Source organism: Mesorhizobium sp. M1348 (assembly GCF_040317925.1).
In the GTDB taxonomy this organism is placed as follows: Bacteria; Pseudomonadota; Alphaproteobacteria; order Rhizobiales; family Rhizobiaceae; genus Mesorhizobium.
Map to the genome: position 1 here is coordinate 80272 of NZ_JAMYLH010000006.1, position 13662 is coordinate 93933.

Annotated in this window: 15 protein-coding genes and 2 pseudogenes; 8 read left to right on the forward strand and 9 right to left on the reverse strand. The window is 61.0% G+C overall.

What is annotated here, in order from left to right; genetic code table 11:
• Positions 1-10: 10 nt before the first annotated feature.
• The 4 genes from NKH13_RS12925 to NKH13_RS12940 all read right to left on the reverse strand — a co-directional run bounded on the left by NKH13_RS12925 (position 11) and on the right by NKH13_RS12940 (position 3448).
• Positions 11-463 (reverse strand): SRPBCC family protein, encoded by a 453-nt coding sequence (locus NKH13_RS12925; protein WP_352912682.1) that lies wholly within the window; start codon positions 461-463, stop codon positions 11-13.
• Between the two features lie 107 nt (positions 464-570).
• Positions 571-1398, reverse strand: coding sequence for a helix-turn-helix domain-containing protein (locus NKH13_RS12930; RefSeq protein WP_352912683.1), 828 nt, complete (start codon positions 1396-1398; stop codon positions 571-573).
• A 276-nt stretch (positions 1399-1674) separates the two neighbouring features.
• A complete protein-coding gene (locus NKH13_RS12935) occupies positions 1675-2673 on the reverse strand; it encodes an ABC transporter permease (RefSeq protein ID WP_352912684.1) in 999 nt (332 codons plus the stop codon).
• A gap of 34 nt (positions 2674-2707) precedes the next feature.
• Complete coding sequence (locus NKH13_RS12940; protein WP_023675804.1) at positions 2708-3448, reverse strand: ATP-binding cassette domain-containing protein; 741 nt, start codon at positions 3446-3448, stop codon at positions 2708-2710.
• Between the two features lie 428 nt (positions 3449-3876).
• Between NKH13_RS12940 and NKH13_RS12945 the strand changes: the two genes are divergently transcribed.
• Both NKH13_RS12945 and NKH13_RS12950 read left to right on the forward strand, forming a co-directional pair.
• Positions 3877-4866, forward strand: a complete 990-nt coding sequence (locus NKH13_RS12945) for a sugar-binding protein (RefSeq protein WP_352912685.1) — start codon at positions 3877-3879, stop codon at positions 4864-4866.
• Between the two features lie 146 nt (positions 4867-5012).
• Positions 5013-5792: a FadR/GntR family transcriptional regulator gene (locus NKH13_RS12950; protein WP_352564321.1), complete on the forward strand. Its 780-nt coding sequence runs from the start codon at positions 5013-5015 to the stop codon at positions 5790-5792.
• Positions 5793-6658: 866 nt separating this feature from the next.
• Here NKH13_RS12950 and NKH13_RS12955 read toward each other — a convergent pair.
• The gene (locus NKH13_RS12955) at positions 6659-7597 is read right to left on the reverse strand and encodes an NAD(P)-dependent oxidoreductase (RefSeq protein WP_352912686.1); all 939 of its coding nucleotides are present in this window, start codon (positions 7595-7597) and stop codon (positions 6659-6661) included.
• A 146-nt stretch (positions 7598-7743) separates the two neighbouring features.
• Here NKH13_RS12955 and NKH13_RS12960 point away from each other — a divergent pair, with 146 nt between their 5' ends.
• Positions 7744-8640 (forward strand): NAD-dependent epimerase/dehydratase family protein, encoded by an 897-nt coding sequence (locus NKH13_RS12960; protein ID WP_352912687.1) that lies wholly within the window; start codon positions 7744-7746, stop codon positions 8638-8640.
• Between the two features lie 100 nt (positions 8641-8740).
• On the opposite strand, the gene NKH13_RS12965 is transcribed toward NKH13_RS12960, so the two are convergent.
• Complete coding sequence (locus NKH13_RS12965; protein WP_292658994.1) at positions 8741-9145, reverse strand: VOC family protein; 405 nt, start codon at positions 9143-9145, stop codon at positions 8741-8743.
• A 108-nt stretch (positions 9146-9253) separates the two neighbouring features.
• Here NKH13_RS12965 and NKH13_RS12970 point away from each other — a divergent pair, with 108 nt between their 5' ends.
• Both NKH13_RS12970 and NKH13_RS12975 read left to right on the forward strand, forming a co-directional pair.
• Positions 9254-9736, forward strand: coding sequence for a MarR family winged helix-turn-helix transcriptional regulator (locus NKH13_RS12970; protein ID WP_352912688.1), 483 nt, complete (start codon positions 9254-9256; stop codon positions 9734-9736).
• Between the two features lie 490 nt (positions 9737-10226).
• Positions 10227-10355, forward strand: a pseudogene (locus NKH13_RS12975) (IS5/IS1182 family transposase); the annotation flags it as partial.
• Between the two features lie 50 nt (positions 10356-10405).
• Here the strand turns inward: NKH13_RS12975 and NKH13_RS12980 are convergent.
• The gene (locus tag NKH13_RS12980) at positions 10406-10894 is read right to left on the reverse strand and encodes a nucleoside deaminase (RefSeq protein WP_352912689.1); all 489 of its coding nucleotides are present in this window, start codon (positions 10892-10894) and stop codon (positions 10406-10408) included.
• Between the two features lie 148 nt (positions 10895-11042).
• Here NKH13_RS12980 and NKH13_RS12985 point away from each other — a divergent pair, with 148 nt between their 5' ends.
• The 3 genes and pseudogenes from NKH13_RS12985 to NKH13_RS12995 all read left to right on the forward strand — a co-directional run bounded on the left by NKH13_RS12985 (position 11043) and on the right by NKH13_RS12995 (position 12093).
• A complete protein-coding gene (locus NKH13_RS12985; RefSeq protein WP_352912690.1) occupies positions 11043-11435 on the forward strand; it encodes a hypothetical protein in 393 nt (130 codons plus the stop codon).
• Between the two features lie 170 nt (positions 11436-11605).
• A pseudogene (locus NKH13_RS12990) lies at positions 11606-11800 on the forward strand (IS1 family transposase); the annotation flags it as partial.
• On the forward strand, positions 11797-12093 hold the full coding sequence (locus tag NKH13_RS12995; RefSeq protein ID WP_352912692.1) for a hypothetical protein: 297 nt from the start codon (positions 11797-11799) through the stop codon (positions 12091-12093). The pseudogene NKH13_RS12990 and the gene NKH13_RS12995, both read left to right, overlap by 4 nt.
• A gap of 17 nt (positions 12094-12110) precedes the next feature.
• On the opposite strand, the gene NKH13_RS13000 is transcribed toward NKH13_RS12995, so the two are convergent.
• Both NKH13_RS13000 and NKH13_RS13005 read right to left on the reverse strand, forming a co-directional pair.
• Positions 12111-12968 (reverse strand): EamA family transporter, encoded by an 858-nt coding sequence (locus NKH13_RS13000; RefSeq protein WP_352912693.1) that lies wholly within the window; start codon positions 12966-12968, stop codon positions 12111-12113.
• Positions 12965-13579, reverse strand: a complete 615-nt coding sequence (locus tag NKH13_RS13005; RefSeq protein WP_352912694.1) for a nitroreductase family protein — start codon at positions 13577-13579, stop codon at positions 12965-12967. The genes NKH13_RS13000 and NKH13_RS13005 overlap by 4 nt, the downstream gene beginning before the upstream one ends.
• Positions 13580-13662: the final 83 nt, after the last annotated feature.

Sequence of the window (13662 nt, forward strand, 5' to 3'; positions counted from 1 at the left end):
GTTTGTCAGCTCAATTCAGCTCAACCTTGCCCGCGAAATGCGCCTTCAGGGCGTTGAAGCCGCCCTGGAAGACGTTTGCGCCCATGCCTTCGGCCAGCTTGTCGGCTTCCTCTGGGGGCGCATCGAAGCTGGCGGTCCATTCGGCATACGTGCGGTCGCCGTCGGTCACCCGCCGCAACTGCAGCGTCGCCTTGTGGTTGGTGAGCGGTTGCGGCGTCTCCAGGATGGAGTAGCTGACGAGGAAATTGTCGTCGGAAAAATCGAGCAGCTTTTCGCGCAGGCGGGCGCCGCTGGCGAGCTGGAAATTGCGCACGCAGCCGATCGTGCCGGCATCCTTGCCGTCCTCGATATGGCTTTCGACCATGCGTGGGTGCCAGGTCGGCAGACCGTTGAAGTCGCGTACGCGCGCCCAGACCTTTTCGACCGGTGCGTCGATGACGCTGGAGATGGTGACTTTCGCCATATGATCATTCCCTTGCAAATCAGCTGCTTGGGAGGGTAAGGCGGCAGGCTCGGCAACGCTTATCAATGCGTCTTGAACGCCTATCAAATAGTCTGAAAAACGGGCGCTCAGCTGATCGCCCGCGCCGCCTCGCGGTAAAGCGTCGGCGGGACGCCGACATGGTCGCGGAAGAAGCGCGAGAAATTGCCTTGGGTGGTGAAGCCGAGATTGCAGGCGACCGAGATCAGCGGCTCCTGCGACCACTGCAATTGCCGCACCGCCTCCTCCATGCGCAGCGTGTTCCAGTAGACGTTGGGCGTCAGATTGGTCTGTTCCTTGAACAGCGCAAAGAAATGCGGCCGCGACAGGCCGACGCTGCGCGCCACGTCGTCGAAGCAGATACGCTCGCAGACATTGGCTTTCATCAGCTGGATCGCCTTGCGGACGCGGAAATCCGGCATGGTGTTGACGCGGGCGCGCACCGTCGGCGGTGTGGACGCGTCGGCGGCATCGAGCACGCTGTCGATGAAGCGCTCGATCTCGTAATTGGCGATGTCGTCGATGCTCTCATTGTCGCTGAGATGGTCGAGAAGGTTAGCCGCTGCCTTGTGCAGCCAAGGCTCGAGCGTGATTGCCGGGCTCGAGAACAGCGGCGCGGCGGAAGGCAGCTCGCGGCGCCTTCGAGCCCAGTCCGGATCGATGTAGAAGGCGAGGAACAGGCCGGGCGTGCCGTCGCGGGACAGAGCGTGGCTGTGCGGCTGGAAGGAATTGATGCCGGCGGCGGTGCCCGGTCCAAGCCGCACCGTATCGCGGCCGATGGTCATCTCACCGGCCGTGCCTTCCAGCCAGATGATGATATGCGCCTCTACATGGGCATGGGTGACGAAGTCGCTGGCGACGTTCAGGACAGAAACATGTCCGAACCGGCCCCAGTAGAGCCTGATCGCTTCCGTCATGGGTATATCCTCCCGCAGGCGACTGGCCTCCCTTCGCCTGCTGTGAGCGATTGTGCGGCTCAGTTTGGGCTTGCGTCAAGACGCATGTGCACGTCCGGGCGCCGGCCATGCGCCGCACCGGCGGATTTTCAGACTCGGCGATAGGAGGAAGGCGAGCGTTCCAGGCCGGTACGGCTAATCGACGCGGTAGGCCGGCGGCCAGCGCTATCGAGGCCTCGAGGCCGGCAATTCAACCGGCGAACGATCTATGATTCAGCGCCGAGATCCGGCCGAGATCTAGTCGTTGCGCCTGAAATTGCGGATGCGGTCGAACAGCACAGCGAGCAGGATGGCGCCGCCGATGAACACGCCTTGCCAAAAGGCATTGATGCCGAGCAGGCCGAGGCTGTTGCGGATGACCTCGATCAGCGCCGCGCCAACGACCGCGCCGAAGGCTGTTCCCATGCCGCCGGCCAGGTTGGCGCCACCGATGACGGTGGCGGCGATCACCTGAAGCTCCATGCCGTTGCCGAGATTTGTTGTGACCGCGCCCAGCCAGCCGGTCTGGATGATGCCGGCAAGGCCCGCCGCCAGTGCCGAGATCATGTAGACGACAACCTTGATCTGGCGCACCGGAACGCCGGTCAGCGTCGCCGCATGCTCGTTGCCGCCGATGGCGAAGATGTGCCGGCCGAATTTCGTCCAGCGCAGCACGAAGCCGGTGATCATCGCCAGCACGATCATGTAGAGCACCGGATTGGCGATGCCGAACACCCAGGCGCCGCCGCCAAGCGCCAGCAGCTTGTCGTGGTCCGGCCCGAACTGGAAGACGACGGTGTTGTTGGAGGCGACCATGGCAAGGCTGCGCGCAATCGACAGCATGCCGAGCGTCACCACGAAGGGCGGAAACCCGAGATAGGCGATCAAGATGCCGTTGAAGGCGCCGATGATCAGCGCCGTCGCGATCGCAGCGCCAATGCCGATCTCGATGCCGTAGCCGGCATGCATGGTGACGGCCAGCACCATCGAGCACAGGCAAAGCACGGAGCCGACCGACAGGTCGATACCGCCGGTGATGATGACGAAGGTCATGCCGAGCGCCACGATGGCGACGAAGGTGATGTTGCGGGTGATGTTGTAGAGGTTCTTGGTCGTGGCGAAGGAATCCGTGGCCACCGACAGGAACAGGCAGGCGAGGATGACCGCGATCACGACCCAGAAGGTCTGGCTGGCAAACACCTTGCTCAGCAAGGTGTGCTGCTTGTGCGCGATCGTCTGATCAAGGGTGACAGCCATTATCGACCTTTTTTACTCATGGTTGAGGCGTCAATCATACCTGTTCGATGGCGCCGGTGATGAGTCCGGTGACTTCTTCCGGCGAACTCGATGCGATCGTCTTGTCGGCGACCTTGCGGCCGCGCCGCATGACGATGACGCGGTCGGCGACGTCAAAGACGTCGGGCATGCGGTGGCTGATCAGCACGACGGCGATGCCCTGGTCGCGCAAATGGCGGATCAGGTTCAGCACCTCGGCGACCTGGCGCACCGAGATCGCCGCCGTCGGCTCGTCCATCAGCACGATCTTGGCCTGCGAAAGCATGGTACGCGCGATCGCCACCGCTTGCCGCTGGCCGCCCGACATTTGTTTGACCAGGTCGCGCGGGCGCGTTTCGGATTTCAGCTCAGCGAAGATCTGGCCGGCACGCTTGTACATTGCGGCATAGTCGAGAATGCGAAGCGGCCCGAGGCCGCGGCGCAATTCACGGCCGAGATAGACGTTGGCGGCGGCCGTCAGATTGTTGCACAGTGCCAGGTCCTGATGGACGATTTCGATGCCGTGCTGGCGCGCCTCGACCGGCTTGTGCAGGATCAGCTCCTTGCCGTCCATCTGCATCGTGCCATGGCTCGGCGGGAAATTGCCGGCGATCATCTTGACCAGCGTCGACTTGCCGGCGCCGTTGTCGCCCATCAGGCCGACAACCTGTCCGGCCTCGATCGACAACGAAACGTCGTTGACCGCCTGGATGGCGCCAAAATGTTTCGAGATGTTGGTGAGTTCGAGAACCGCCACCAGCCTTCTTGCCTCCCCGTGCTTTGCGGCCTGCGGTTCTGCCGCGGCCTTTCGCTCTCCCCAGTTCCTCCCGGAAGCAGCGATTTTGCCCATTTACGCATAAGCCACCTTGGCGTCAACCACGGCTTCTTTCGAAAAATCAGTTTTGTAGGACAAATAGCATTGACGTCGGTGACAAGGCGATATTAGCTAAGTGTCGGAGGAGCTTGCGCCGATCCCCCGGGTTGCCGGAAGGAATTGGTGAGGGTTTGTCGGTCAAGGATTTGGCAACCAGCGGTATCTGTCGGTGCCGGTCTGAGACTGAAGATGAAAATGCTTATCGACCTGGCTTGGCGACACGAGTGCGACGTCCTCTGTCATCTTGCTCCGGGTCGATCTGTGTGTGGCGGGCACGTGGTGTCCGTTTTGTTTCAAAAGGGAGGACTGACATGAGGAAATCACTATTGCTCGCTGCCGCCGCCGTCATGGCGTTGGGTGCCGGGCCGGCCATGGCCAAGAAACAGCTCGTCATCGTGGTGAAGGGTCTCGACAATCCATTCTTCGAGGCCATCCACCAGGGTTGCGAGAAATGGAACAAGGAAAACGCCAGCGCGGAATATGAGTGCTTCTACACCGGACCGGCATCGACCTCGGACGAGGCCGGTGAAGCCCAGATCGTCCAGGACATGCTGAGCAAGCCCGATACGGTGGCGATGGCGATTTCGCCGTCGAACGCGCCGCTGATCGCGCAGACGATCAAAAGCGCCAATCCGTCGATCCCGATCATGACCCTCGACGCCGACCTCAGCAAGGAAGACGCGGCGCTGCGCAAGACCTATCTCGGCACCGACAATTACCTGATGGGTCACAAGATCGGCGAATACATCAAGAAGGCCAAGCCGAATGGCGGCAAGATCTGCACCATCGAAGGCAATCCGGCCGCCGACAACATCCTGCGCCGCGCGCAGGGCATGCGTGACGCGCTTTCGGGCAAGGAAGGCCTCGCGGCGCTGGCGGGCGAAGGCGGCTGGACGGAAGTTGCCGGCTGCCCGGTGTTCACCAATGACGACGGCGCCAAGGGCGTGCAGGCGATGACCGACATCCTCGCTGCCAATCCCGATCTCGACGCCTTCGGTATCATGGGCGGTTGGCCGCTGTTCGGCGCTCCGCAGCCCTATCGCGACCTGTTCAAGCCGATGGCCGACAAGATCGCCAGCAACGCCTTCGTCATCGGCGCCGCCGACACGATCGGCGACGAGGTGGCGATTGCCCGTGACGGGCTGGTGACCGCGCTGGTTGGCCAGCGGCCGTTCGAGATGGGCTACAAGGCGCCTTCGGTGATGATCGACCTGGTCGACGGCAAGCCGGTCGCCGATCCGGTGTTCACCGGCCTCGACGAATGCACCAAGGACACCGTCGACACCTGCATCCAGAAGTAGGTTCGCAGTTTCGGGGCGCCCTTCGACGGGCGCCCCGTCACAGATCGTCCATACAAACGCACGAGGCGACGCTGCTTTGGAGCGTAGGCCGTTGCTTTGTCGTGTCCTGAGTTCAGGTTTCGACAAGCAGCTGCCGGGGAATACGAATGCCGGACGCGACATCAAAAAAGCGACCCGCCAAGTTGAAGGCCGAGGCTGCGCGGCCGGCCGGCGTTCGGCGTGCCGACGCCGCACACTTTCCCGGCTCGAGCGTGCATGCGTCGCTCGCCAACGAAATCGGGCTGAGGATCGTGCGCGGCGACTATCCGCCGGGAACCATCCTGCCCAACGAAGCCAAATGGTCCGAGACTTTCGACGTCAGCCGCTCGGCGGTGCGCGAGGCGATCAAGATGCTGATGGCCAAGAGCCTCTTGGCATCACGCCCGAAGATCGGCAGCTGGGTCGAGCCGAAGGAGCGCTGGAACCTGCTCGATCGCGATGTGCTGGCCTGGTATGCGACCTCGCCGGACCGCGAGGTGTTCCTCAGAACCGTGCAGGAATTCCGCCACATCATCGAGCCGGAGGCCAGCGCCTTTGCCGCCATGCGGCGCACCGACGAGCAGATGGCCGAGATCAGCCAGGCCTGCCGCGAGATGGGCGAAGCGACCAACCTGCAGGAGCGCACGCGCGCCGACACGCGGTTCCACCTCGCCATCCTGCGCGCCTCGGGCAACGACCTGCTGGTGCCGCTCGGCGTGCTGATCGAATCGGCGCTCGATCACCTGTTTGTTTTCGTCACGCGCGAAACCAGCGACCAGCAGCATGCGCAGAGGCTGCATGAGGCGATCGAGAAGAACATCCGCCTGCAGCGGCCGGCCGCAGCCCGTGCCGCGGTGCACAGGCTTCTCGCCAACACCGACGATGTTATCGGGCGGTCACGACGGTGATGATTGCACCGGGCTGTGGATTTTTTACCGCCGCGGCGTATTTTGTTCTTGCTTTGTGCCGGCAGCTATGCTAGTAACTTGGGTATGGTGCTAATTGGCTCCAACGACCCGCCTCCCGAGGCGGGTTTTTTGTTTCTGGCGTCTTCCGATCGGAAGTTGTGCGTGCTGCGGTGCACAGACTTCTCGCGAATACAGATGACGTTATCGGCCGGTCTAGGCGCTAATTCGATCGTTTCTCGGCCAATAGCGTGTAAGTCGGGTCAACCGGCAACGAAGGTCGATCATTCCTGTCGGTGGCAAATCGCAAATTTAGGAGATTAGCCGAAATCCTCCCTTCGTCATCCCTGGGCGGAGCAAGGAGCGAAGCGACGCGGCGCAGACCCTGGGATCCATGCCGTTTACCTTGCGGCAGTGCTCCAGCGGACCAGAACCAAACGCTGCCACCCCTGTCCTACGAAAAAGCTCGAAGCACTCTGGGACTGGTCGTCTCGATCAATTCGGTCTCCCATTGGTGGAGCCAGTGCTTCAGCAGCTTCTGGCTCGCGGTCATGGTGGAACGGCAACGAGCGCAATGGCGGATGCAAGCGCCGCTCTGAGCCGCTGCATTCTTCGGCGGATGTCACGGCATGGATCCCAGGGTCTGCGCGACGTCGCTTCGCTCCTGCTCCGCCCTGGGATGACGAAGGTGTGGTGGCATGTGGCTAATCGCCAGCGTTGGAGATTGGCGGCTGTAGCTGGTCGGCAGCGAACGTCTACAGTTCCTTTCGGGCTCAATCGAAGAACCAAATCCTCTGTGCAAACGAACTAGCCTGCGGCAGTCGAATGTTGGTGTTTTGCGACACTCCCAGACGTTAATCCCAACGTTCTCAGATCGTCTGCTTCTTGCCATCCCTGGTCGGCATGAGGTCGACGCCGTTGACCTTGCCGATATGCGTGGCCAGCATCGGCACATACTGGTCGGCGGGGCCGGCCGCGAAGGCACCGGCGAAGGCGTTCTTGGTGGCGTTGCCGAGCGGGTTGGCGATGCCGGCAGCACCCGCCATCGATTCCAGATAAGTAAGGTCCTTGAAGGCGTTGGCTATGGTGAATTTGTGCGCTTCGCGGTCGCCTTCCAGCGTCCAGCGCATGAAGGTCTGGTAGAAGCCGCAATCCATGCGGCCGTTGCGGATGACGCTGTCGAAGCGCGGCGGCGAGATGCCGACCTTCTGCGCCAACGCCAGCGCTTCGGAATAGATCGCGGCGTAGCCGAGCGAAATGAAGTTGTTGAGCAGCTTCATGCGATGGCCGTCACCGGTGTCGCCGATGTGGACGATGCGCCCGGCCCAGGTTTCGAGCACCGGCTTCAGCCGGGCAAAGACCGCGTCGGGCGCGCCGACCATGGCGTCGAGCGTGCCTTCCCAGGCCTCCTTCGGGGTGCGGCTGAGCGGGGCATCGACATAATCGACGCCGAGCGCCTTGAGCTCGGCGGCCAGCGCCACCGTCGAGACAGGATCCGAGGTCGAGCAGTCGACGACAACCGATCCCTGCTTCAGGCCTTCCTTGAGGCCGCCGGGGCCGCGGATGATGGCTTCGACCTCGCGCGAGCCGGTGACGCATATGAACACGATATCGGATGCCGCCGCGACGTCGCGCGAGGTCGCCGCTTCCCTGGCGCCCCGGCCGAGCAGGTCTTCCGCCGGCGTGCGGTTCTTGCGGCCGAGAAACGTCAGCGGATAGCCCTTGTCGACGATGTTCTTCGCTATGCCGTGCCCCATCAGGCCAAGCCCGATGAAGCCGATCTTTTCGCTCGCGGCGGTCGTGTTCATGTCGTTTCGTCCTATTTTGCAATGATGGATGACGGCGCTGCACCTTGCCGGCGAATTGTTGAAGCGGGTTTTTGCCGCATGCCATGGCAGGCGATTGCAGAGTTCGATATTGTCTGACAATACACATGAATTCCAGGGAGAGCAAAATGACGAAGCGGATCATGTTCACCGGCGGCAGCGGCAAGGCCGGGCGCCACGTCGTGCAGTATCTGGTCGAGCAGGGCTGCCAGGTGCTCAACATCGACACCAAGCCGCTCGACAATCCCAAGGTGCGCACGCTGATCACCGACATCACCGATAGCGGGCAGGTGTTCAATGCGCTGTCGAGCTATATGGGCCTGCATGAATTCGACCCGTCGCTGCGCACGCAGCCGGTCGATGCCGTGGTGCATTTCGCGGCGATCCCGCGCATCATGATCACGCCCGACAATGAGGTGTTCCGCATCAACGCGCTCGGCACCTACAACGTGATCGAGGCTGCGGTGAAGCTCGGCATCCGCAAGGTGGTGATCGCCTCCAGCGAGACGACCTACGGCCTGGTCTTCGCCAACGAACCGCGCGATCCGACGCATTTCCCGCTCGACGAGGAGTACGACGTCGATCCGATGGACAGCTACGCGCTGTCCAAGGTCGTCAACGAGAAGACCGCGCGGGCGTTTGCACAACGCGATGGCACCGACATTTACGCCCTGCGCATCGGCAACGTCATCGAGCCGCATGAATACTCGCTGTTTCCGAAATGGTTCGCCGATCCGGGTTTCCGCAAGCGCATCGCCTGGAGCTATATCGACGCGCGCGACCTCGGCCAGATCACGCTGCGCGCCATCGAGAAGGACGGGCTCGGCTATCAGGTGTTCAACGCCGCCAATGACGACACCTCGTCCGACCTGCCGACAGCCGAACTCCTGAAGCGGTTTTACCCCGATGTGCCGGTTAAGGGCGAACTTGGCGAATACGAGACGCTGCTCTCCAACCGCAAGGCACGGGACATACTCGGCTTCCGGCCGGAGCACAGCTGGCGGAAATATGTCAAGACGACCTGACGGGCGTACCTGACGCGAAACCGGCACTGGGCAGCACCGAATTTCTCGTCATGAGGCTAGGCTCAGGACCCGCTACGACCGATGCGCCCACACCCTACGTTCAGGCGTTCGCCGTCTGGTTCATCCACACGATTTCCCAAACGTAGCCATCTGGGTCTTCAATGTGGCGGTTGTACATGAAGCCAAGATCCTGTGCCGGGTTGGGATCGGCGCGACCGCCCGCCGCAACCGCGCTGGTTAGTGTTGAATCGACGGCGTCGCGGTTATCGACAGTGAGGACGATCATTGCCTGGCTGTCGCGCCGTGCGTCGCCGATTGGGCGTGTAGTGAATTCGCGGTAGTGGTCATGGGTCAGCAGCATCACCCCGATCGTGTCCGAGAACATGAGCGAGGTGGATTTCTCGCCCGAAAACTGTGGGTTCACAGTGCCGCCTAGCGCCACGTAGAACGCCGTCGACGCTGACAGGTCACGGACAGGCAGGTTCACGAAAATCATTTTGGGCATCGATTTCGCTTTCTCCAGGGATGCGCGCTGCGCTATTATCTTGCTGCAATGTTAGTAGATGCAATGTATCTTGATTGCAAGATACATTTTGGCAAGGGAATATTTGACATGGATCGCGCCGAGGCCGCAGCTAAGGAATGGGCTCGCGAGCGCCCCGATCTTCCCTTGTTGCCTGTTGAAACGGTAGGTCGCCTGCTCGATGCCGCCGCGCGGGTTATCCGCGATCACATGAACCCGTTGCTCAAAGAAGCAGGCCTGAATGTAGGTGAGTTCGATGTGCTCACGCCGCTCAGGCGCGCCGGTGAACCCTATATGCTCTCACCTACTCAGCTCTACGAATCGGCAATGATCTCCTCGGGCGGCATGACGAGCCGCCTGGACCGGCTGGAGCGCGCCGGGCTGGTTGAACGACGCCCCGATCCCAACGACCGGCGCGGCAAGCAAATTGCGCTGACGACTGGCGGCAAGCGCGCGATAGACGATTTGATCGGTCCAATGGTGGCGCTGGAAGAGCAATTAATCTCCGTGCTGACGCTGGCGGAGCAGGAAACTCTTAACGCTCTGCTTAAGAAATTGCTCACCGGCCTCTAGGCACGTGAACTCATAAATGCGGTATAACCGCGATGGGTGGGAAGCAGAGCAAAGGGGTTGGCTTAGCCCTTCACGCCCCATTTTAGTTGGCTGGCATCGACGACGTCTGATCCCATATGCTCAACGAAAAAGTCTCGTATCCTCTGGCGATGCCGATCCCACCTGGGAGACATTCGTTCACTTTCATTCTCATATTCAGCTAGAAATACCCATTCCACGAATTGGTCCGCTGTAACATCACCGGATTGAGGAATAAAATCGGTGACATGCATGAACTTGTCGCCGTGCATTCCTCCACAATACCCATGACCAGCAGACCGCGTGCATGAGCGAGTCGAATCTATTCTTTGCTTTCATGGAACATGCGCGATGGTGAAGCGGGATGCCTACGCGCGCGGCGGCAACATATCCTTGTTGGGCGTAGGTCCGCAATGGGGTCGTTTTCCGACCGGGACTTTCATATTGCGGAGGAATCTGATTCACGCTCTGCATGAGCCGATATGATCTGACCGACTTCGGATGGCGCGTGATCGAGCCGCTGTTGCCCAACAAGCCGCGAGGGATGCCGCGCGTCGATGATCGGCGGGTGCTAAACGGCATGAGTCTACGTCCTAGGTCGTAGTCCACGTCAGCAGTCGCCTCTGCCTCTGCATCAACGAGTCCTGAACCCTACTTGTCTTTCCAGAATTCGGCCTGGAGTTGCGCCGCTTCATCGGCAAGCAGCGGGCCGACGACTTCAGTCGGACGCTGCCCAGCTTCGAAGACGATCCTGCAGGGCAGGTCGAGTGTGGGATTCTCGACATGTGCGCCCGTCAACTCCTTGAGGTCGTGTTCGCTCTGCCCAAAGACGACCCGTCCGATGCCCGCCCAATAGATTGTCCCGGAGCACATCGCGCAAGGTTCGGCCGAAGTGTAGAGTGTGCAGGAGGCCAGCTGTTCGAGACTGATATTCATCCCCGCCCACGAGGCCAGCAGCCTTTCGGCATGAGCGGTGCGGTCGCCCCCGCCGGCTTTGTAAGCGTTGGGCTGCTCGCGCAACACATTGCCGTCCTTGTCGGCGAGGAGCGAACCAAAGGGATGTTCGCCGGCATCGCGGGCCTTGCGCGCGATCTCGAACGCCTGACGGAGTAGGCGCTCATCATAAGGGCGTTGTGGCATCGGCAGATCCTCCGCCGCTTGACCATAGTGCCGAACGATCCGCCGAAACAAGTTGGCGGGCCAGGGAAAGTGACCCTAAGACGTAGACTCATTACCGCGTAGCCAGATGCGGATTGCGACGAGTTTGATGTCGAAGGAGTTGTAAGACATGGACACAGCGGAGTGGCGTACTCGTATTGCGCTAATGGTCGATAAGCTGCGATCCCTGACACGGGCAGAATTCTTTGATGAACAAAACCGTCTCTACAATGACGTAGAGCAGGATCTTTTTGCCCTATACAACGCCTTTACGTTCGACATGAGATGGTTGAAGCCGTTTCTAGAAAAGAAGCGAACTGGGCGGGCTCGTTGGCTCCCACTTGACCCCAACGATCTCGCTTCGATGGACGTCAGGGAGGTCTACTGGCGTTTACAAGAAAATCACGCCGACGACCGGTTCATGGACGGAGCTTTGATCGAGCCATTCGAAAATGGGTCGCTAGTCGCAGCCCTTGAACGGATTTCAGAGGGACTTGATGGCCTTGTTCCTCAACGGAACTAGGAGACTAATTCCACAACCTCGGTCATTTCGCGATTATGAGTTGACGGCCTAGCGCTTGACTAAAGCCTCACTCTGCCAGAGTGAAGGCATGAACAACCTCGCACCGCGACCGTTCCAAAATCCTTCACCTGCTGGTCGAGGGCCAAGCTATCCGCACCATTACCCGGAAGGCCAACGCCGTGGCTCTGCACTTCATGTATTACAACTTCGTCCGCATCCATGCTTCGCTTCGCATGACCCCGGCAATGGCCGCTGGCGTAACCGGCAAGCTATGGGAGATTTGCGACATCGTTGCGTTAGTCGAAGCGAAAGAGGCAGAAAAGCCGATGAAGCGTGGCCCTTACAAGAAGCGCCCCCCTAAATGAACATTCTTGTTCCATTGGTGTCTGTAATCGGTCCGATTTATTTCGCCGCTCTGGGCTTCCCCCTTGAATTTGTTTTGATCTGGGCCGCTGTCTGGACGGGGCTTCGCGCCATCGCTACCTGGAGACCGATTTTCGTAGCTCTTAAAGAGAGCGATGGCGACCAGCCACCGTCATGGCTCGATCGGCATCCTTCCGTCGCTTTGGTCGGAGCCTTTGCAGCTACACTGGCAGCATTCGAAGCGGCGCATGTGGCAGTCTACTATTGGACGATCTGGCGGTTGGTTTCAAACTGACCCACTACCGCCCAGGCTCATGATTCGTTGCGACTAGGGCGTTGAGCCAGCCAGATGCTGCCGATGACGAAAACGACGCCGGCGATTTGAGGCAAGGTCAGCGTCTGGTCCAGGAGTACCCATCCAAGCAGCACGGCGGTCACCGGGCTGAGGAAAAGCAGCGACGACACCACCGAAGATTCCAGCCGCGCAATGCCCCGGAACCAGAGGACATAGGTCAGCGCCGCGCCGATCAGCCCGAGCCACGCCAGTCCAAGCAGGTTGGCCCCGGTCGGGAGCGGCATGGAAGGCTCGAAAAGCAGCGCCACCGGAACGAGAAGCAGACCGCCAGCGGTCAGCTGCCATGCCGTGAAGGTAAGCAGCGATACTGGCGGTTGCCACTTACGCGACAATACGCTTCCGAAGGCCATGGAGGCCGCCCCGGCGACGCCGGCGGCAACGCCGACCGCATCGAGCGTCGCGTTCGGGGTCAGCACCAGCAACGCGACACCTGCGATCCCGACAAGGGCGGCGAGGATCGACAGCCGGCGGACAGGGCTGCCAAGCAGGGCAGAGGCAAGGAAAATCACGATCAACGGCTGGACCGACAGGACCGTCGCGGCGACCCCGCCCGGAAGCCGGTAGGCGGCGACAAACAACATGCTCAGGAAGATCGAGATGTTGAGGGCTCCGAGGACGAAACTGCGCAGCCACCAGATTCCCGTTGGCAGTTGCCGAACGATCGCCAGCAGCAGCAAGCCGGCGGGCAGGGCTCGCAGCATTGCGACCGTCATCGGCGAAAAGTTCGGCAGGAACTGCGTGGTGACGATATAGGTGCTGCCCCATATTGCGGGTGCAATGGCCGTCAGCAACAGATCGGAACGGTGCGTTTTCATAAGATTTCCAGTACTTCGGCAAGTGGGCGGCGGGGCTTTTGCGGCCAGTTGCCGGGCGCGGCGCGGCCGACCGCGATGAGCATCACCGGCACTTCATTCGTTCCAAGGCCAAACTCGCGGGCCACGCCTTCGGCATCGAAGCCTCCCATAGGACCAGCGACGAGCCCCAGCGCTTCGGCTGCAAAAATCAGCGTTGCAGCGCCAAGCGTTGCCGAGCGCACGGCTTCGTCGCGGGCCGCTCGAGGATCGGCATATTGGGTGCGGGCGCCTTCCTGCCAGCCCGAAGCCATATCCGCCGGCATGAAGCCGGCTTCGACGAAAGGAAGCAGCCTTGCATTGAGGGCAGCGTGGTCGGGCAGTACGCCGCAGACGATGAAGGTGACCGCTGCTTCCTGCACCTTGGCCTGGCCATGGGCCACGCTACGCAACCGCGCCTTTGCTTCCGGCGTCCGCACGGCGATGAACCGCCAATTCTGAAGGTTGTAGGCGGTTGGTGCGCGCGTTGCGAGGCGTGCCAGTTCCTCGACCTCGGCATCCGTCAATGCGTGCGAGACATCGAACCGATTGGCCGACATGCGTCGCTCGATAAGGGAGATTGTGGGGTTGGTCATCATGTCATTCCGAAATTGAGCAAGCCGTTCGGGAAGCAGATAGAGAATTTACCAACGAGCGATAATATGCGACAATTGAAAGA